Origin of the sequence: Mesorhizobium sp. M0848 (genome assembly GCF_040319805.1) — a bacterium.
Taxonomy (GTDB): Bacteria; Pseudomonadota; Alphaproteobacteria; order Rhizobiales; family Rhizobiaceae; genus Mesorhizobium.
In genome coordinates this window covers 208843-227481 of record NZ_JAMYOM010000003.1, presented here as the reverse complement: position 1 = coordinate 227481, position 18639 = coordinate 208843, and the positions used below count along the sequence as shown (strand labels likewise).

Genomic DNA, 18639 nt, shown 5'->3' with positions numbered 1-18639 from the left:
CGTCGGCGATTGGCGAAAGCGAAGGCGACATCCAATCTCCCCCCTTGCGGGGGAGATGTCCGGTAGGACAGAGGGGGGTGTGAAGGATCGCCGTGCATCGACTATATCTTCCCTGCAAACCGATCCGTCGCCCGGATCAGTTGATCCAGAATCCCCGGCTCCGAATAAGCATGACCGGCGCCCTCGATCAGATGGAAATCCGCCTTCGGCCAGGCCTTGTGCAGCGCCCAGGCATAGCGCGCCGGGCACGGCATGTCGTAGCGGCCATGGACGATGGTGCCGGGAATGTCGCTCAGCTTGTGCGCGTCGCGCAGCAGCTGCCCTTCCTCAAGCCAGCCGGCATGGACGAAATAGTGGTTTTCGATGCGGGCGAAGGCAATGGCATAGTCGTCCTCACCAAACGGTCCACTGGTCTCCGGTTCCGGCAACAGCGTGATCGTTTCGCCCTCCCACAGGCTCCAGGCGCGGGCGGCTTCGATCTGCGCCTTGCGATCCGTGCCGACCAGCCGCTTGCGGTAGGCAGCCATCATGTCGCCGCGCTCGGCCTCCGGGACCGGCGCCAGAAAGCGCTCCCATTTGTCCGGGAACATTTCCGAGACGCCGAACTGATAGTACCATTCGAGTTCCGCACGTGTCAGCGTGTAGATGCCGCGTACCACCAACTCACTGACGCGTTCGGGGTGCGTTTCGGCATAGGCGAGCGCCAGCGTCGACCCCCAGGAGCCGCCGAACACCAGCCATTTGTCGAAGCCGGCCATTTCGCGCAGGCGTTCGATGTCGGCGACCAGGTGCCAGGTCGTGTTGGCTTCGAGCGAGGCATTGGGCGTCGATTTTCCGCAGCCGCGTTGATCGAACAGGATGACATCGTAGAGCTTCGGGTCGAACAGCCGCCGGTGCTTTGGCGAGATGGTGCCGCCCGGCCCGCCATGCAGAAACACCGCCGGTTTGGCGCCTTTGGTGCCGGAACGTTCCCAGTAGACCTGATGGCCGTCGCCGACATCGAGCATGCCGGACTCGAAGGCCTCGATCTCGGGATAGAGGGTACGCAATTGACTGCTCATAGTTGCAAACCTTTGGTCGGCCAGTCCGCTGTTTCATGGTCGGGGTGCTGGAAGGAGATGATGGATTCCTGCCTGTTATAGTAGTCGGGATCCTGGTGGACGGGCTGATCGAAGATCGTCTCCACCCAGGGCAGCCGCGCGGCGTAGTTGACCTGGATCTGCGGGGCGAGATCTGAGCGGTCGTCGAAGGCACCGATAGCGATCTCAAGTCCACCGGGCTGCCGGTAGGTCAGCGGCGTCCCGCAGCGGGCGCAGAAACCACGATCGATGTTGACCGACGACTGGAAATAGCTTGGCTCTTCATGGGTCCATTTGACGCCATCCCTGGGCACCGTGACCAGCGCACCGAAGAACGAGCCGAACTGCTTCTGGCACATCCGGCAATGGCAGATCGAGGGACGGCCGAGCGCCCCATGAATGCGGAAACGCACGGCGCCGCATTGGCAGCCGCCAGTTCTTACTGTCTCGGTCATGGTCTTTCCTTCGGCGGCCATTGTTCGGTGTCGTGGTCCGGATGCTGGTAGGAGACGAGATCGGCCAGATAAGAGGCCGACGACACGTCGGCCATCGTCTCCTCGCCCGGCAATTGCGGGATCGTATCGACATAAGGCAGCTTTGCCTCGACACCCCATTGGATCAGCGGCACGATCTCCGCCGGATTGTCGAACGCGCCGATGGCGAGGCCAACGCCGTCCGGCGCGGTGAAGGTCAGCGGCGTGCCGCAATCGGCGCAAAAACCGCGATCGACATGGTTGGAGGAGCGGAAGTATTTCGGCTCGCCGCGCGTCCAGTCGAGCCGGGCGCCACGCACCGAAACCAGCGGCGCATAGAACGAGCCGAACGCCTTCTGGCACATGCGGCAATGGCAGACCGAAGCGTCGCCGAGCGCGCCTTCAACGCGAAAGCGCACCGCGCCGCACTGGCAGCCGCCGGTGTAGATCGGCCGGTTGTCGAGGCTCATCTCGGCTCACTCCGGCGCATGGCAGACGGCTTCGACATTGTTGCCGTCGGGATCGAAGACGAAGGCGCCATAGTAGTTCGGGTGATAATGCCGGCGCAGGCCCGGCCCGCCATTGTCCTTGCCACCGGCAGCAAGTGCCGCTGCGTGGAAGGCATCGACCTCGGCGCGGCTGCGCGCGGTGAAGGCGACGTGCTGGTGATCCCTGGGCTTGTCCTTGGCCGAACTCAGCCAGAACACCGGCCGGTCACGGCCATAGCCGCCGACCTTGGCGCCGCCGGTGTATTCCAGCGGCACCATGTAGAGGAGCGCTGCACCAAGCGGCGCCATCGCCTTGTCATAGAAAGCCTTCGAAGCATCGAAATCGGCAACGGTGATGCCAAGATGGTCTATCATGAAATTGCCTCCCTAGCTGGTTCGATCGCCAGCACTTCGGCAGCGGCCAGGCCGGCCTCGATGACGATGTGCTGGCAGACATTGTCGATATCGCGAATGACGTCGTCGTTCCAGAAGCGCAGGATGGTCCAGCCACTGCTCTTAAAATATGCGCTGCGTGTCTCGTCTTGTTGTAGATTTTCGCTATCCGCATGCTGGCTGCCGTCTACCTCGACGATGAGACGATAGGCCGAGCAAGCAAAGTCAACGATATAAGGTCCGATCGGCACCTGCCGTCGAAAGCTCATCCCCATAAGCTGGTGAGCACGCAACTCATTCCAAAGTTTCAACTCCGCATCGGTCATGACGCGACGCATGGATTTTGCATTCCGGCGGTGTCGTTGCGGAACGAGATCGTGTCCCATCAAACACCCCTTCGCCGGTGATTAGCGAAATCGGCGACGAGGGCTGATCTCCCCCCTTGCGGGGGAGATGCCCGGCAGGGCAGAGGGGGGTGCTGTCCCGCCCGCTTATCAATTGGAGACCGCTGCCTTCTCAGGAAACGGTCGAAACGAGGGTAGGCAAACAGAAACGATGGCGTTCCTTCACACCCCCCTCTGTCCTGCCGGACATCTCCCCCGCAAGGGGGGAGATCGGCTGTCACCAGGGTCTCCGCCAACCTTTCAAAAGTGTTTCGCGCCAACCTCACCGCTTGACCTCCCACGTCGTCACTCGCTCGCCAGTGACCAGATCCTTACCGTCCTTCAACTGTACACCTTGCGCCAGCAGTTCGTCGCGGATGCGGTCGGCCTCGGCCCAGTTCTTCGACGCTATGAGGGCAAGTCGGGTTTCAATTGCCTCAACAATGGCATGTTCGGCAACTTTTGCTTCCGCAAAGTCAAAACCAAGAAATAACAAAGCTGCCTTTACCTCAGCAGCGGCATTCAACTTAAATTCGACGTCTATTGGATCGCCATCAATTTCAACAAAGGGCGTTTCTGAGCCCTCCGACCCCAGACCTTTGCTCGCGTCTGAAACGAGCTCCGCCAATATGTAAAAGGCCTGAGGTGTCGAAAGGTCGTCCGAAAGTGCCTTAACAAAGCTGCTAGGGGGGCCCGTTTCATAACGCGCTCCATCAGCTACTCGCTTCCATTTGCGCAGCGTGTTCTCGGCCTCTTCCAGCTTGCGCACGGAAAAGTCGATTGGTTCGCGGTAGTGCGTCATCAGCATCGCCAGCCGCAGCACCTCGCCCGGCCATTTGCGGCCGCCAAAGGTCTCGGTCTCCAGCAGTTCGTTGATCGAATAGAAATTGCCGACGCTTTTCGACATTTTCTGGCCTTCGACCTGCAGGAAGCCGTTGTGCATCCAGATGTTGGCCATCACGTCCGTGCCATGGGCGCAGCGCGACTGGGCGATCTCGTTCTCATGGTGCGGGAAGATCAGGTCGAGGCCGCCGCCATGGATGTCGAACACCTCGCCAAGATAGGCGGCCGACATTGCCGAGCATTCGATGTGCCAGCCCGGCCGACCCCTGCCCCATGGCGAATTCCAGCCGGGCTCCTCCGGCGACGACAACTTCCACAGGACAAAATCGCCGGGATTTTTCTTGTGCGCGTCGACGGCGACGCGAGCACCAGCCTGCTGCTCGTCGAGATTGCGCTTCGACAGCTGGCCGTAGTCCGGCATCGACGCCGTATCGAACAGGACTTCGCCCGCGGCAACATAGGCATGGCCGCGTTCGATCAGGCTTTGAATCAAGGTGATCATGTCGACTTTGCCGTCGGCGCGGGGCTCGACGAATTCGGTGGCGCGCGGCTCGACCGTCGGCTCCAGGCAGCCGAGAACCGCCACATCGCTGTGGAACTGGTCGGCGGTCTTTTCGGTGACCCGCCTGATCGCCTCGTTGAGCGAAAGTGTTCCGGAAGCGATCTCGCCGCCGAAGTCGCGCAGAGCGCGCGCGTTGATCTTGTCGTCGACGTCGGTGATGTTGCGCACATAGGTGACGTGCGCCTCGCCATAGACTTGGCGCAGCAGGCGGAACAGCACGTCGAAGACGATCACCGGTCTGGCATTGCCGATATGGGCAAAGTCGTAGACGGTCGGACCGCAGACATACATGCGCACGTTCAGCGGATCGATCGGGACGAAATCCTCTTTCGTCCGCGTCAGCGTGTTGTAGAGGCGCAGGCCCTGCGATGCGTCAGACATTCGTGCCTTCCCGTTTCAGATCTTTCATCTGGATGGAGCCAGCCCGCGCCAAGACGCAAATCAGGCTCCAGCCTGCTGGCCGGGGCGTTTGTCCAATCTGGGGAAAGATGAGGCGAAAACGTCCGGACCAGCGCGAGGCTAGCCAATAATGCAAATGCCACAAATGGCGAAAGACGTTTTCATGGGCGGCTTTATCGCCTTGGCGAGTGTTGCCGTCAAGTCGCTAGTTTCGGCAAAAACGTCGCTGGATCACAGGTAATGAGCCACTGAAACATTTTATTAAACATGTCGGCACAGTCATGAAACATTCGCCGGCTAGATCAGCAGGCGTCACGATTTGGTCAGAATCGGCCATCAAACGCAGACACGAAAATGTTACCTGGGAAGAGAGACATGCTCCGAAGCAAGCAGGAATCCAATCGCGCCAAGCAACCGGCGCTGGCCAACCACTATCGCGCCATAGGCCCGGCCGCGATCGTCGCCGCACTTCTCCACACCGCGAAGAAGAAGAAGCCGGCGCAGAAGATCGTATCGCCCCGCGCTGCCTGAAGCAGTGTGTGGCTGGCGCCAAAGGTGCCAGGCATGAGGGCGCTGACATGCGGCCCTGAAGAACAGCTCAGCTAAAACAACGTCAGCTGACTGTCGTCCGCGCCGGGCTTCTGGCGCTTGACTTTTTCGGGCTCCGGCCCGATCTCGCCCCGCTCCTGGATCTCCGGTCCGGTGTTGACGACCTTGTTGACGAGGTCGGAGACGGGAATTGCCTCGAAGAAATCAGGCTGTGCCGGCCGCAACAGGTCGGCGACATCGCGCGGCTCGAGCGTGCGGCAATCCAGCCAGCGGGCGAAATCCCTGGGATCGATCACCACCGGCATGCGGTCGTGAATATGGGCGATGTCGGCATTGGCGTTGACGGTCAAGATAGCGCCGGTGTCCATTTCCGAACCGCCCGGCTCGGCATAGGTCTCGATCAAGCCGGCAAAGGCGAGCAACCCGCCATGCCTAGGCCTGATCCAGTAGGGCTGCCCCTTCTTGCCACCAGTTTGCCGCCACTCGTAAAAACCCGACGCCGGCACCAGCGCGCGGCGATGGCGCATGGCGGCTTTGAACGAGGCCTTCTCAGCTGCGCCTTCAGAGCGCGCGTTGAACAGCAGCGGAAATTCCCTGGTATCCTTGACCCAGGTCGGAATCAGCCCCCAGCGCACCAGCATCGGCTGCCGGTCCGGCAGATTGGAGCCCGGCGCCTGCGGGGGGCCGGCGACCGCCATCAGGATCGGTTGGGTTGGTGCGATGTTGTAGCGCGCCGGGAAATCCTCCAGTTCAGCCAAACCTAGCAAGGCGGCAGTCTGGTCCGGCGTCGCGGTCAAGGCAAAACGTCCGCACATGGTCGATTGGCGCCCTTCGAATGGTTCAGCTTGAAAGTGGCGATAGAACCGCCGTTGCGCAACCGCTAAAGCTTCCGCATGCTGGCGGTTCCACAACAGACCAGCTTCACGCCTGATCGGGAACCCATGAACAAAGCGCGCAAGACACTTCCGGCAGTTTCGGTCGCCGTCGTGCGCGCAGACACCGTGCTTCTGGTCAAGCGGGCGCGGCAACCCTCGCAGGGGCTCTATGCCTTTCCAGGCGGCAAGGTCGAGCCCGACGAAACGCTGGAGCAAGCCATCGCTCGCGAACTGTTGGAAGAGACCGGCTTGCGGGCCACCGATTATCGCCGGCTTCGGGAAATCCACATCGACGGCAGGGACGACAGCCACCCGGTTGACTATCTCCTCACAGTCTTCGGAGCCGTCTATGCCGGCGGCGAGGCGGTGGCCAGCGACGATGCAGAGACGGCGGCCTTCTATACGCTCATCGAGATGGCGGCGCTGCCGCTAGCAGGCTCGGTATTCGCGGTCGCAGAAGACTTGTTGGCCCCTGGCAGAAACGCCGGACTGCTGCCCTGAAAACCGCCTTGCAGGCGACAAATTGTTTCGCCACAAAGACTTATCCTGTTTGGCAGAGCCACGCCGTTGGGTAGAGAAGGCTTATGAACCGTCCATCCATGCTCCTCGCCGTGTGTCTTTCCGTCAGCACGACCGTTTCGATACGGCCCGCGCTCAGCGCCGAGTCGCCGTTCGAGCCTGGGTTGATGCGGCTGGCGGAGGTTCTGGGCTCGCTGCATTTCCTGCGCAATCTGTGCGGCGAGAAGGGCGAGCAGTGGCGTGTCGAGATGACAAAACTGCTCGATTCGGAAAATCCGGACGCCGAGCGGCGCGCCCGCTTCATCGCCAGCTTCAATCGCGGCTACCGCTCTTTCGGCGGCACCTATACGAGGTGCACGCCCTCGGCGACCGAAGCCATCAGCCGCTACATGAAGGAAGGCGAGACGCTATCTCGCGATATCGCCTCGCGTTACGGCAACTAGGCACTCGCTCATCAACAACTATCCGGATCATTGCTGGGCACAGCGGATATATCGGCTTGTGCCAGGCGATATCTTGGTGCAATCCTCATGTTGCACTTCTGCAACAGTATTAACGAAACCTTACCGCGCGAAAGCGGAATTAACTCAAACTGAAGGTTTTCGCCCCGCAGGCCGCCCCAATCGGCTAAGTTTGACTCGAGCTGAACGCAGCTTCGCACAAGGCAATCGGGCTTTGTAAAAGACGATCAAAAAAATGTCGTATTTACAAATACTTAATTGCCCCTGCGTGTGAAATGAACAGATCAGGCCTGATCCACATCGATGGATCGCAGCTTGAAAGGGTGGACATTCGCTTATGGAACATGGTGTCAACGACATCGACGCGCTGGTCAGGGAAGAAAAACGCCTGACCGCCGTGGAAAGCCACAGCGAGGCCTGGGCGGAAGGTCTCTCCGCCGGGATAGAGCCCGAGATCATCGCCGAAGCAGCGCTCGAAACAGCCTTCGGCGAGATGTTGCGTGCCAATGGCGAGACCTCGGCCCTTGCCCTGCTCGACCGTATGCGTGAAAAGGTGATTGCTGGCGCCTTCGAACCTGAACGGCTGCGGCACTGAACCGACGTCCGGTTCTTTGACGGGAACATGCCGCTCGGGCGTCATGCCCGGAAGCAGGGAGAAACGGGCAGTGAGTTTTTCGATGTCAGGCAAGCCGTGTGGCTTGATCCTTCGCATCTCCTTCGCCGCTTGCTGTGCCGCGATTCCCCTGCTTGTGTGTCTCGCGAGCAGCCCCGTGTATGCGCTGAGCGAAATCAAGCGCGAAGAGCTCCCCCCGACAGTCACGCCGCCGGCCGACGACGACATGTCGCCCCCCGGAAGCGCCGTGCCAATGCCCAACCCGGTCGGAACACCGCCGCCGGCCAGCCAGCCGACTGCTCCTGCCGAAGCCGAGCCGGACAGCCCGGCGGATGGCGGCGTGACCAGACCGCGCGTCGATCCGGAAACGCCGGTGCCTGAGGTCGTCTACGATCTCGGCAAGCTGCCGGAACCGGTGCGGCGCATGCACGATCTGATCGTCGAAGCCTGCAAGGGCGGCGATATCGAAAAGCTGCGACCGTTGATCGGCACGGGCGAGAGCATGACACAGATATCGCTGACCGACATAGACGGCGACGCCATCGCCTTCCTCAAGGGCCTCTCCGGAGACCCAGACGGCCAGGAGATTCTGGCCATCCTGGAGGAGGTGCTTAATGCCGGCTACGTCCACCTCGATGCCGGCACGCCACAAGAACTCTATGTGTGGCCGTATTTCTTCGCCCTGCCGCTGGACAAGCTGGACGCCAAGCAGCGGGTCGAGCTCTTCAAGATCGTCACCGCCGGCGATTTCAATGATATGAAGCAGTTCGGCGCCTATATCTTCTACCGTGTCGGCATCACGCCTGCCGGACAGTGGTCGTTCTTCGTCGCCGGGGATTGAGCTTTCTGCCTCTGCCCTTGCAGAGATCCGGGAGCCTAGACGGGCAATGCCTCGGAAAACTCCACCGCTTTGCCTTGGCCTGGCGTGACGATTTCGCCCTCCCACATGACACGTCGGCCTCGAATGACGGTGCCGACCGGCCAACCCGTCACTTCCCTGCCATCATAAGGCGTCCAGCCGGCTTTCGAGCCGGCCTGCGCATTGGTGATCATCTCGCGCCGCATCATGTCTACGATGGTGAAGTCGGCGTCATAGCCGGCTGCGATGCGGCCTTTCCTGGCCATGCCGAAGATCCGCTGCGGGCCATGACTGGACAGGTCGACAAAGCGCTGCAAGGTCAGCCGGCCGGCATTGACGTGGTCGAGCATGATCGGCACCAGCGTCTGCACGCCGGTCATTCCCGACGGTGAGGCCGGATACGGCTTGGCCTTCTCGGCCAGCGTGTGCGGCGCATGGTCGGAGCCGAGCACGTCGACGACGCCTTGGGCAATGCCGTGCCAGACGCCGTCGCGATGGCGGGCGGCGCGCACCGGCGGGTTCATCTGGATCAGCGTGCCAAGGCGTGCGTAGTCGTCGGCGCTTAGCGTCAAATGATGCGGCGTTGCCTCGCAGGTCGCGACATCCTTGTGTTGTTCGAGAAACACAATCTCCTCGGCCGTCGAGATGTGCAGGACATGAATGCGGGCGCGAACGCTGCGCGCGATGCGTACAAGCCGTTCGGTACAGCGTAAGGCGGCGATCTCGTCGCGCCAGACAGGGTGCGATGCCGGGTCGCCCTCGATGCGCTCGCCAAGACGCTCGCGCAGCCGGAATTCGTCTTCCGAATGAAAGGCGGCGCGCCGGCGCGTGTTTCTCAGGATCGACGCCACGCCCTCGTCATCCTCGACCAGCAGGTCGCCAGTGGACGAGCCCATGAAAACCTTGATCCCGGCAGCGCCCGGCAGCCGCTCAAGCTCGCCGACATCCCCGGCGTTTTCGCGGGTACCGCCGACCCAGAAGGCGAAATCGCAATGCATGCGATCCGTGCCGCGCCGGACCTTGTCGGCAAGCGCTGCCTCGCTGGTGGTCAAAGGATTGGTGTTGGGCATCTCGAACACGGCGGTGACGCCGCCAAGCACGGCCGCGCGCGACCCCGTTTCCAAATCTTCCTTGTGCTCCAGTCCCGGCTCGCGAAAGTGCACCTGGCTGTCGATGACACCCGGCAGGATATGCAGGCCGCGGCAGTCGATCGTCTCGCCGGCCGAGGCCTGGCGGAGACCGCCGATGGCAGCGATGCGCCCGTCCTTCACGCCGATGTCGCGAGCCCCTTCGCCGTCATGGTTGACCACTGTGCCGCCTGTCAGGATGAGGTCGTAGATCATGGCCATGCTCTCTTGCGGGGGGAGTGCCAGCGGCTTACGTAAAGGCCGACCATTTTGCAAGATCAGGTTGCTTTTCCGCCCATGCCCTTTGCCCAGCTCAAAGACCGCGCCCTCATTTCCGTATCAGGTCCGGATGCCGAGCATTTTTTGCAAAACATCGTGACCACCGATCTCGACATTCTGGCTCCCGGCGAAGCCAAGCCCGGTGCGCTGCTGACGCCGCAAGGCAAGATCCTGTTCGATTTCCTGATCTCGCGCACCGGCGAGAATGCATTCCGGCTCGAATGCCGTGCCGACATAGCGGACGATTTCATACGCCGGCTGACGCTCTACAAACTGCGCGCCAAGGTCGAGATTGCAAAATCCGATCAGGCATTTGTCACCGTCGCATGGGGACATGAATCAACACCCTCACAATCTGATTCAACGGCAGCCGCCGACACACGCTTTCCGAAGGGTGCCGTCACGCGTTCCTATGGCGAAACAGATGAGCGCAGCGATCTTGCCGCGTGGCAAGCCTTCCGCATTGCCGGCGGCATTGCCGAAAGCGGCAGCGACTACCAACTCGGAGACGCCTTCCCCCACGACGTGCTGCTGGACGAAACCGGTGGCGTCGGCTTCAAGAAGGGCTGCTATGTCGGCCAGGAGGTCGTCTCGCGCATGCAGCATCGCGGCACCGCCAGGCGGCGCGTGCTGATTGTGTCAGCCGACCGGCCCCTGCCCGCGCCCGGCTCTGAGCTGACCGTCGAAGGCAGGCCGGTTGGCACGCTTGGCTCGACTGCCGGCACGGCTGGTCTGGCGATTGTCCGTATCGACCGGATCAAGGCGGCGCTCGACGCCGATCTGCCGATCATGGCGGCGGACGTTCCAGTTACGCTGGCCATTCCCGGTTGGGCAAAATTCACCTTCCCGCAGGAAGCCGCCAGCGCGGAGGGGGTCTGATGGCGGCCGACCGCGTCGGCGCACCGGCACGCGCCTGGCAGCGCATGCTGTCGGGCCGCCGGCTCGACCTGCTCGACCCCTCGCCGCTCGACATCGAGATTTCAGACATTGCGCATGGGCTCGCCCGCGTTGCCCGCTGGAACGGCCAGACCAGCGGTGAGCATGCCTTTTCGGTCGCCCAGCACTCGCTGCTGGTCGAAGCGCTGTTCCGCGACCTGGTACCCGAGGCTTCGGCCGACGCCGGGCTGGCGGCTCTTCTGCACGACGCCCCCGAATATGTCATCGGCGACATGATCTCACCGTTCAAATCGGTAATGGGCGGCAGCTACAAGGATTGTGAGTTGCGGCTGCAGCGCGCCATCCATCTGCGCTTCTCGCTGCCGGAACCGGGTGCTGCGCTGCGCAAGGAGATCAAGCGCGCCGACCAGATCGCCGCCTATTTCGAGGCAACGCTGCTCGCCGGCTTTTCGACCGCCGAGGCGACCGAGTTCTTCGGCCGGCCGCGCGGCTTCAATGCCGACCGCTTCGATTTCACGCCACGCTCGGTGACCTGGGCGCAAAATGCGTTCCTGAAGCGGTTTTCCGCGATCGAGACGTCGCGGCACCAGGTTTCGGCGACCGCAATCGGCTAAAAACGCTAAATTAACCGGCGGCGGCCACAATAGCGCGTTCGATCACGGTCCGCAGGCGCGCTCATGCCCGTCGCTGATGCCAAGGATGGTCCGACCATCCCGAAACGGGAGGCCGAAGGCATGGACCACTCCCGCCACATGGAAGACGAACTGCGCGAGCAGAACCAACGCTTTTCGGCTGCGGTCGAGAACATGTCGCACGGCCTGTGCATGTTCGACGCCGACGAGCGGATGATCATCTGCAACGGCAACTACCTGAACATCTTTTGCCTCGAAGCCAGCGTGATAAGGCCCGGCATCCGATTCCTCGACATTCTGCGCCACAGCGCCGATATCGGCATCGCCTCGCAAACCGCCGACGAACTCTACGCCATCCGCAAGCCCTATATCGATCAGGCAAAGCCGTCGACCTACGAAGAAACACTGTCGGACGGCCGCATCGTCAGCATCTCGCACCGCCCTCTGGCTCTGGGCGGCTGGGTCTCGATCTATGAAGACATCACCGAGCAGCGCCGCGCGCAAGAGGATCTCAAGGAGCAGCACCGCCGCTTCGACGCAGCGCTCGCCAACATGTCGCAAGGCCTGCTGATGTATGACGCCGACGGCAAGATGATCGTGCGCAACGGGCGTTTTCTAGAACTCTACAACGTCACCGCGGCGGACTTCCCGCTTGGAACAACGCACCGCGACGCGCTCGAACGATTGCTGGAGCTCGGCATCTATACGAAGATCGATGTCGACAGCGAAGTCGCCAAGACCGAGGCCTGCCTGGTGGCGAGAAAAATGCACTCGGCCTATCGGCATCTTACCGACGGCAGGACGGTTCTGGTCACCCGCCAGCCGATGAGCGGCGGCGGTTGGGTGGCGACCTTCGACGATGTTACGGAGCGCCGCCGTACCGAAGAGCGCATGACCCATCTTGCGCATCACGATATGCTGACCGGCCTGCCCAACCGCTCGATGTTCCGCGAACGGCTCGACCTTGCGCTGGAGGACACGGCGGCCACGCCGCTGGCGATCTTCTCGCTCGATCTCGATCGCTTCAAGGCGGTCAACGACACCTGGGGACATCCGGCCGGCGACTGGCTTCTGAAGAGCGTGGCCGAGCGACTACAGCGCTGCCTGCATAATGAAAACGACGTCGTCGCCCGCTTCGGCGGCGATGAATTCGTCATCATCCAGTTCAATTTCAAGGGCATTGCCAGTGCTGAAAAACTCGCGAAGCGCATCGTCGAGACAATCGGAAAACCGTTCCGCGACAAGAGCCGCGAGATGCATATCGGAATCAGCCTGGGTATCGCGGTTTTCCCCGACGACGGCCGAGATGCCGACACGCTGCTGAGGAACGCCGATACAGCGCTTTATCGGGCGAAGAGCGAAGGGCGCAATCTGTATCGGTTCTTCGAACCCGGAATGGACGCAATGGTACAGGCACGGCGTGCGCTGGAGGTCGACCTTGAGACCGCGCTGCCGCGCCAGGAGTTCGACCTCGATTTCCAGCCCATCATGAACATCGCATCCGGGGAGATCGTCGGCGCGGAAGCCTTGATGCGCTGGCATTCGCCGACACGCGGCACGGTGGCGCCGGACAGCTTCATTCCGGTCGCCGAAGACACCGGATTGATCGTGCCGCTTGGCGAATGGGCGCTGAGGAAAGCCTGCACGGCGGCGGCCGACTGGCCCGCCGGCCTGCGCGTCGCGGTCAATGTCTCGGCCGTGCAACTTAAAAGCGGCAGCTTCGCCCGCAGCGTCATCTCGGCGCTGGCTTTCTCCGGCGTGCCAGCCGGTCGGTTGGAGCTTGAAATCACCGAAACCGTGCTGATGGACGAAAGCGAGGCGGTGCTAAGGACGCTGCGGCAGTTGCGCGAACTCGGCATCCGTATCGCGCTGGACGATTTCGGCATCGGCTATTCTTCGCTCGGCTATCTCAGGCGTTTTCCCGTCGACAAGATCAAGATCGATCGTTCGTTCATCCACGACCTGGGCAATCGTGACGCCGCGGCGATCGTTCGCACCGTCATCGGGCTGGGCGCCGAGCTTGGCATCACTGTCACCGCCGAGGGGGTCGAGACCGAGGCGCAACTCGACATCCTGCGCGGCAATGGCTGTACAGAGGCGCAGGGCTATCTGATCGGCGTGCCGTCAACGGCCGCCGAGATCCAGCGTCTGTTGAAATCCCGAGCGCTCCACAGCCAGACCGGCTGAGGCCGGCCATCGTCAACGCAGCGTGTCGATGTATTTGCCGTGGAAGCTGACATAGCCGGGCTCGACCACCTTGAGATGCCGCTCGATCAGCGCATGAAACCGCGGCAGTTGATGAAACGGCACGCCTGGATAGGCATGATGCTCGGCATGGAACGGCATGTTCCACGCCAGCCTGCGGACCAGCCAGTTGGTCAGCGTGGTCCTGGTGTTCTCCAGCATGTTGGCGACGAACGGACAACGGCCGTGCTCGGCTAAGAGATAGAGGCGCAGAAACGGCTGCCCCAACAGAGCGGGCAAGATCCAGACATAGAGAAGCACCGAGAGCCGGAAATAGACGGCCAGCAGAAGGACCACGGCGTAAAAGGCAATCATGGCGCGTGCCTCGATGCGCACCTTGTCATAGCCCTTTGGCGGAACGTAGCTTTCCCGGCCGCGGTCCATCGCATTGGCATAAAGCGTCTTGAGGTGGCCCCACCACAAAGGGATGCCGGATATGTGGACGAGATATTGCCGCCATGTCTCCGGTTTGGGGAAGGCCAGTTCCGGGTCGTTCTGCGGGTCCTGCGTGTATCGATGGTGGGCGAAATGGAAATAGCGAAACCAGTCCGCCGGCAGCGCGATCGCCAGGCTGCACACCCGCGCCACGGCATCGTTCAGCCATTGCGACTCAAAGGCCGTGCGATGGACCGTTTCGTGCAGCAGCGTGAACAGGAAGACGATGAGGATACCTTGCGGCAGCATCAGCAGTGGCCAGAACGGCACCTTGACGGCGATCAGCGATCCGACGACCACGATCGCGCCCCAATGAGCAGCAAGCTGAACGAGGCCCGCAACATCAGACTTGGCGGTCAGCCGATTGCGCTCCTCCTGCGTCAGCGATGAAATTACGTCACGATGATCCACGTGCTTCGATCCAGACTGGAGTTTGATGAACCCACTGTAGCCAATGAACAACCTTTCCAAAAACGACGATTTCTGCAATCTAGATAAGCTGAACTTATCTATTCGGTGATTATGGCCGTACCTCCCTCTCTCAAAGGGCTTCAAGCTTTCGAGGCTGCGGCCCGTATAGGCAGCTTTGCCGCGGCGGCGGAAGAGCTTTCGGTGTCGGCCGCTGCCGTCAGTCAGCTCATCCGCACGGTCGAGGAGCAGATGGGCCGCAAGCTGTTCCACCGCGTCAACCGGCGCGTCGTCCTCACCGAGGCCGGCGTCGAGATGCTGCCCAGGCTGACCATGGCCTTCCAGGAGATCGGCAGCGTCGCGCGCCAGCTGGGCGGCGATACGTTCCGCCCACGCCTTGTGGTGTCGGTGCCGCCATCCATGGCCATGGGTTGGCTTTCGCAGCGTCTCGCTGGTTTTGCCTCAAGCCATGGCGTCGTCGACATATCGCTCAGAGGCGACGACGACCCGGTGCCGTTCGACCGTGAACTGATCGACATCAGGCTCTCCTATGGGCCGCATTATCGCGAGCACCCGACCGAGGACATCGTCCAGGACGCAGTCTATCCCGTGTGTGCCCCCGGGCTGGCGGACACAATCAAACCCGAGGGCCTGGCCAGCCTGCCGCTTATCCACACGGGCTGGGGACCGACTGGTGCGTCCTTTCCGTCCTGGCACAACTGGTTCGAGGCGGCCGGCATCGAGCCCGGCCGGGCAGCGCAGCGCGGCCTCTCGGCCAACTCATCGCGCGCGGCACTCGACCTTGCCATTTCGGGATTGGGCGTGGCGCTGGCGCAAGGGATCTACTGTGCCGCGGCGCTGGCAGACGGCCGACTTGTCAGGCCCCTCGCCCAGGCACTGGAGCTGCGCCAGCCCTATTGCCTGACGATCCCGGAGCGCAGCGCCAGGCGCGATGTCGTGGCGGCGTTTCGCCTGTGGCTGATCGACGAGTGTCGGCGCGCAGTCGGCTCGCCGGCACTGCGTTGACGTAGTGTGCGGCGATGATCAGAGGTGCCCGCTCAATGCCTCAGCCATGTCCTTGTTTGTCGCCACGGGGATGATCTCGAACTCCACCAGATCCGCCCATTCGATGACCCAACGCTGCAGCAGTGTGACGTCATCGGTCTCCACCAGCAGGAAGCAGCGGCTCATGTCCGCCGCGATCCAACTGTGGTGCACGAGAAGCTCGTCAGGTTTCAGGCGGCCGCGGTCGCGAAAGCGGCGGTAGATCTCCTTGCGATCGCAGCCGGTGAAATCCTCGATGACGATGAACTGCATGTTCTACCCCCGATCAAATTACCGCCCCGGCCGGTCCAGCCGCTCCAGGAACCACTGCGTCAGCCGCACCCAGACCTCGTCCTTCTCGCCGGAATCCTCCCAGCCATGGTCGAGGTTGGGATTGTCGTTGACCTCTATGACGAAGACGCCGTCCTTGGTCTCCTTGAGATCGACTCCATAGAGCCCGTCACCGATGCAGCGCGCCGCCTTCACTGCCGTCTCGACGACATGCGCCGGCGTTTCCTTTAGCGTGAAGGTCTTGATGCCGCCCTGGTCGGGCTTGCCGTTGGCCTTGTGGTTGACGATCTGCCAGTGCTTCTTGGCCATCAGATAGTGCACGGCAAACAATGGCTGGCCGCCGAGCACGCCGACGCGCCAGTCATACTCGGTCGGAATGAATTTCTGCGCGATCAGAAGGTCGGAATCCTCCAGCCATTCGGTGGCCAGCGTCTTCAGTTCCTCGAAATTGGCGCATTTCTTGACGCCGCGCGAGAACGACGAATCCGGGATCTTCAGCACCAGCGGAAAGCCCAGGGTCTGCGCCGCCAGTTCGAGATCCGAGGTGCCGGCGATCATCACCGTCGGCGGCACCGGCACCTTGTTGTAGGCCATCAGCTCGTTGAGATAGACCTTGTTGGTGCAGCGGATCATCGACAGCGGATCGTCGATCACCGGCATTCCTTCCTGCTGGGCGCGGCGGGCGAAACGATAGGTGTGGTTGGAGATCGAGGTGGTCTCGCGGATGAACAGCGCGTCGTAATTGGCGAGCTTGGCGAGGTCCCGTTTGGTGATCGGCTCGATTTCGACGCCCATCTTCTCGGCGATCTTGGCCCAATAGCGCAGCGACGATATCTCCGAGGGCGGCAATTCCTCATGCGGGTCGACCAGCGTGGCGAAGGTGTAGCGCGCCGGCGTGCGGCCCTTGGTGTCGCGCCATTCGCGGTTGGTGTAGGTCTCCAGGCACTGGATGAAGCTTTTTTCCTCGTCCTCGGTCATCCGCGCCAGCGGATGGAAACCGATCTTGCGGATCGAGGCCCATTCGGCGCTGTCCTTGATGTGGACTTCGAGCGCCGGCGCGCGGAACCAGTCGAACAGAAGTTTGGCGAAGCGGTCCCAGATTTTCGACGGGCCGATGCCGAAGAAGATGCAGACCTTTTGCGGAAAAACGTCGCCGAGGTCCTTGCGGCATTTGTTGAGCGCCAGCTCCAGTTCCGGCAGCGCGTGTTCATAGAGCTTGCGCTCCGAAAGGTCGATCATCGTTTCGACCGTCGGGATCACCTTGTGGCCGCGCGAGCTTGCCAGCAGCGACGCATAGTAGCCGCGGCTCTGGTAGGCGTAATTGTTCGACAGGTTGATGACCTTCGGCCGCTGGCCGCGAAACAGTGACGGATGCGCGAGATAGTCGCGATTGGTGATGATCTTGTGCGGTGTCGCCACCTGGTCGAGATCGCTCTGCCTGCCGGTAAGGATGACCCAGGTCATTATCTGTCACGCTTTCCCAGAGTGATGGCGGCACGCAGTCCATCGCGACCGAACTGCGCCATGTTCATGAAGATGCCGTAAGGCACGGGAATGTTGGCTGCATCAAGAATGGTCTCCTGCCTTTCATCCTCGACCCAAGGGTCGTGGATCAGGATATGGTCGCCGTCATCGCCGATCGCCAGCACCCAGTGCGGCACCTTCTTGCCGAACATCAGGAAGCCGCTGATCAGCACCAGCACCAGCTTTCCCCCAGCGATCGCAGCGCGGATATCGTCGATTGTGAATGCACGGTAATTCACCGGGATACCGTAAAGTTCCGCGCGTCGGCGAAAGTCGACCTGGGCCAGTTCCATCACCCTGCGCTTGTCCTCACTGCGCACCGATTGCAGGAACAGCGCGCCATAGAAGGAAACGTAGATCTCCACCGCGAGCCCGCTTTCGTAGCCCGAGACAGCAAGGCCGAACGGTTCGCAACCACCGGGACCCGACATCATGAAGACGGTCGTCGCTTCACGCCACAGGCGGATTTCCATGACCGGATCCGGCACGAAGCCGCGATCGAAATTGGCCATCGCCATCATCAGGCAGCACGGGCCGCAGGTGAATTCGCAGGTCTGCGGGTAGAACGGAACCTTGGTGGCGATCGGAATGCCGCCACGCAACGTCTTTTCGTAGCGAAGTGCCGTTTCGCCATCCTCATAGTAGCCGGGCTCACGGCCGATCTTGCGATAACCGGCCCGTTCGTAGATGCGGATCGCGCGGCTGTTGTCCTCGCGAACTTCGAGGCGCAGCATCATGCGGTCGTGCTCGAAGGCGGCATCTTCGGCGGATCCGAGCAGCATGCGGCCGACACCCAGTCCGCCGAAAAACGGACTGGTCGCAATCGAGTAGAGGCGCGCCACGCCGCTGCCCTTGCGAAACAGCACGATCGCATAGCCGGCCACGCGGCCGTCGACTTCGGCGACCAGCGTCTCGGCGGTTTCACGCTCGATGAACAGGCGGAAGGAGCGGCGGGAAATACGGTCGCTTGAGAAAACAGCTTTCTCAATGGCGGCGAGATCATCGACGTCAGACGCGCGGGCCGTGCGGATCTCGGCAGGCATGCGGCTTCAGAAAACCTCGATTGGTGGTGGAAATGGCCCTACTCGAACACGTCCTTGACGCCAACCAGGGCGTTGGGAAAACCGGCGTCCACCTGGGCGCACGAAGTCCGCTCCACCACCTTGAATCTTCGCCTCGGGTTTCCAAAAACCGTTTCCGATTTTCGGGGCGATGCGACGGCATTCATCAAGCGCTATCGCACCTCGATTAGGGCCGAATTG

General features: G+C 61.8%; 21 protein-coding genes. 9 read left to right on the top strand and 12 right to left on the bottom strand.

The genetic code is table 11. The features are described from left to right. Nucleotides 1-101: 101 nt before the first annotated feature. From pip to cysS, 6 genes are all read right to left on the bottom strand, one after another. A complete protein-coding gene (gene pip, locus NKH95_RS04800) occupies nucleotides 102-1061 on the bottom strand; it encodes a prolyl aminopeptidase (protein ID WP_023812900.1) in 960 nt (319 codons plus the stop codon). Continuing rightward, the gene (locus NKH95_RS04795; protein WP_023812899.1) at nucleotides 1058-1534 is read right to left on the bottom strand and encodes a GFA family protein; all 477 of its coding nucleotides are present in this window, start codon (nucleotides 1532-1534) and stop codon (nucleotides 1058-1060) included. Before NKH95_RS04795 ends, pip begins: the two co-directional genes overlap by 4 nt. After that, nucleotides 1531-2022, bottom strand: a complete 492-nt coding sequence (locus tag NKH95_RS04790; RefSeq protein WP_023812898.1) for a GFA family protein — start codon at nucleotides 2020-2022, stop codon at nucleotides 1531-1533. The genes NKH95_RS04795 and NKH95_RS04790 overlap by 4 nt, the downstream gene beginning before the upstream one ends. A gap of 6 nt (nucleotides 2023-2028) precedes the next feature. Further along, the gene (locus NKH95_RS04785; protein ID WP_023812897.1) at nucleotides 2029-2415 is read right to left on the bottom strand and encodes a VOC family protein; all 387 of its coding nucleotides are present in this window, start codon (nucleotides 2413-2415) and stop codon (nucleotides 2029-2031) included. After that, entirely contained in the window at nucleotides 2412-2819 is a 408-nt protein-coding gene (locus tag NKH95_RS04780; protein WP_023812896.1) for an endonuclease domain-containing protein, read from the bottom strand. Before NKH95_RS04780 ends, NKH95_RS04785 begins: the two co-directional genes overlap by 4 nt. A gap of 280 nt (nucleotides 2820-3099) precedes the next feature. After that, entirely contained in the window at nucleotides 3100-4602 is a 1503-nt protein-coding gene (gene cysS, locus NKH95_RS04775) for a cysteine--tRNA ligase (protein ID WP_023812895.1), read from the bottom strand. A 393-nt stretch (nucleotides 4603-4995) separates the two neighbouring features. On the opposite strand from cysS, the gene NKH95_RS04770 reads away from it, so the two are divergent. Continuing rightward, complete coding sequence (locus NKH95_RS04770) at nucleotides 4996-5151, top strand: hypothetical protein (protein WP_023812894.1); 156 nt, start codon at nucleotides 4996-4998, stop codon at nucleotides 5149-5151. A gap of 71 nt (nucleotides 5152-5222) precedes the next feature. Here NKH95_RS04770 and NKH95_RS04765 read toward each other — a convergent pair whose 3' ends face one another. After that, the gene (locus tag NKH95_RS04765; protein WP_023812893.1) at nucleotides 5223-5984 is read right to left on the bottom strand and encodes an SOS response-associated peptidase; all 762 of its coding nucleotides are present in this window, start codon (nucleotides 5982-5984) and stop codon (nucleotides 5223-5225) included. 126 nt (nucleotides 5985-6110) lie between these two features. On the opposite strand from NKH95_RS04765, the gene NKH95_RS04760 reads away from it, so the two are divergent. The 4 genes from NKH95_RS04760 to NKH95_RS04745 all read left to right on the top strand — a co-directional run bounded on the left by NKH95_RS04760 (nucleotide 6111) and on the right by NKH95_RS04745 (nucleotide 8478). Then, on the top strand, nucleotides 6111-6545 hold the full coding sequence (locus NKH95_RS04760) for an NUDIX hydrolase (protein ID WP_023812892.1): 435 nt from the start codon (nucleotides 6111-6113) through the stop codon (nucleotides 6543-6545). Between the two features lie 83 nt (nucleotides 6546-6628). Beyond that, nucleotides 6629-7006, top strand: a complete 378-nt coding sequence (locus tag NKH95_RS04755; protein ID WP_023812891.1) for a TIGR02301 family protein — start codon at nucleotides 6629-6631, stop codon at nucleotides 7004-7006. 355 nt (nucleotides 7007-7361) lie between these two features. Further along, nucleotides 7362-7619, top strand: a complete 258-nt coding sequence (locus NKH95_RS04750) for a hypothetical protein (protein WP_008874920.1) — start codon at nucleotides 7362-7364, stop codon at nucleotides 7617-7619. A gap of 70 nt (nucleotides 7620-7689) precedes the next feature. Beyond that, nucleotides 7690-8478, top strand: a complete 789-nt coding sequence (locus NKH95_RS04745) for a hypothetical protein (RefSeq protein ID WP_023812890.1) — start codon at nucleotides 7690-7692, stop codon at nucleotides 8476-8478. A gap of 35 nt (nucleotides 8479-8513) precedes the next feature. On the opposite strand, the gene NKH95_RS04740 is transcribed toward NKH95_RS04745, so the two are convergent. Then, nucleotides 8514-9845, bottom strand: a complete 1332-nt coding sequence (locus NKH95_RS04740; protein WP_023812889.1) for a dihydroorotase — start codon at nucleotides 9843-9845, stop codon at nucleotides 8514-8516. Nucleotides 9846-9920: 75 nt separating this feature from the next. Between NKH95_RS04740 and ygfZ the strand changes: the two genes are divergently transcribed. From ygfZ to NKH95_RS04725, 3 genes are all read left to right on the top strand, one after another. Then, nucleotides 9921-10781, top strand: coding sequence for a CAF17-like 4Fe-4S cluster assembly/insertion protein YgfZ (gene ygfZ, locus NKH95_RS04735; protein WP_023812888.1), 861 nt, complete (start codon nucleotides 9921-9923; stop codon nucleotides 10779-10781). Further along, nucleotides 10781-11413 carry an HD domain-containing protein gene (locus tag NKH95_RS04730; RefSeq protein ID WP_352891137.1) on the top strand — a complete coding sequence of 211 codons (633 nt, stop codon included), beginning with the start codon at nucleotides 10781-10783 and terminating at the stop codon, nucleotides 11411-11413. Before ygfZ ends, NKH95_RS04730 begins: the two co-directional genes overlap by 1 nt. Before the next feature lie 63 nt (nucleotides 11414-11476). Next, entirely contained in the window at nucleotides 11477-13618 is a 2142-nt protein-coding gene (locus tag NKH95_RS04725; protein WP_023812886.1) for a putative bifunctional diguanylate cyclase/phosphodiesterase, read from the top strand. 12 nt (nucleotides 13619-13630) lie between these two features. Here the strand turns inward: NKH95_RS04725 and NKH95_RS04720 are convergent, their stop codons facing one another. Beyond that, the gene (locus tag NKH95_RS04720; protein WP_352443175.1) at nucleotides 13631-14521 is read right to left on the bottom strand and encodes a fatty acid desaturase family protein; all 891 of its coding nucleotides are present in this window, start codon (nucleotides 14519-14521) and stop codon (nucleotides 13631-13633) included. A 111-nt stretch (nucleotides 14522-14632) separates the two neighbouring features. On the opposite strand from NKH95_RS04720, the gene NKH95_RS04715 reads away from it, so the two are divergent. Further along, a complete protein-coding gene (locus NKH95_RS04715) occupies nucleotides 14633-15544 on the top strand; it encodes a LysR substrate-binding domain-containing protein (RefSeq protein ID WP_128303041.1) in 912 nt (303 codons plus the stop codon). Nucleotides 15545-15562: 18 nt separating this feature from the next. On the opposite strand, the gene NKH95_RS04710 is transcribed toward NKH95_RS04715, so the two are convergent. Genes NKH95_RS04710 through NKH95_RS04700 form a run of 3 tightly spaced genes read right to left on the bottom strand, consistent with a single transcriptional unit; the run spans nucleotide 15563 to nucleotide 18420 of the window. Beyond that, nucleotides 15563-15835: a DUF3303 domain-containing protein gene (locus NKH95_RS04710; protein WP_127268533.1), complete on the bottom strand. Its 273-nt coding sequence runs from the start codon at nucleotides 15833-15835 to the stop codon at nucleotides 15563-15565. A gap of 18 nt (nucleotides 15836-15853) precedes the next feature. Next, nucleotides 15854-17317: a RimK family ATP-grasp domain-containing protein gene (locus NKH95_RS04705; RefSeq protein WP_023812882.1), complete on the bottom strand. Its 1464-nt coding sequence runs from the start codon at nucleotides 17315-17317 to the stop codon at nucleotides 15854-15856. After that, on the bottom strand, nucleotides 17317-18420 hold the full coding sequence (locus NKH95_RS04700; protein ID WP_352630842.1) for a peptidase C39 family protein: 1104 nt from the start codon (nucleotides 18418-18420) through the stop codon (nucleotides 17317-17319). The genes NKH95_RS04705 and NKH95_RS04700 overlap by 1 nt, the downstream gene beginning before the upstream one ends. Between the last annotated feature and the right edge of the window lie 219 nt (nucleotides 18421-18639).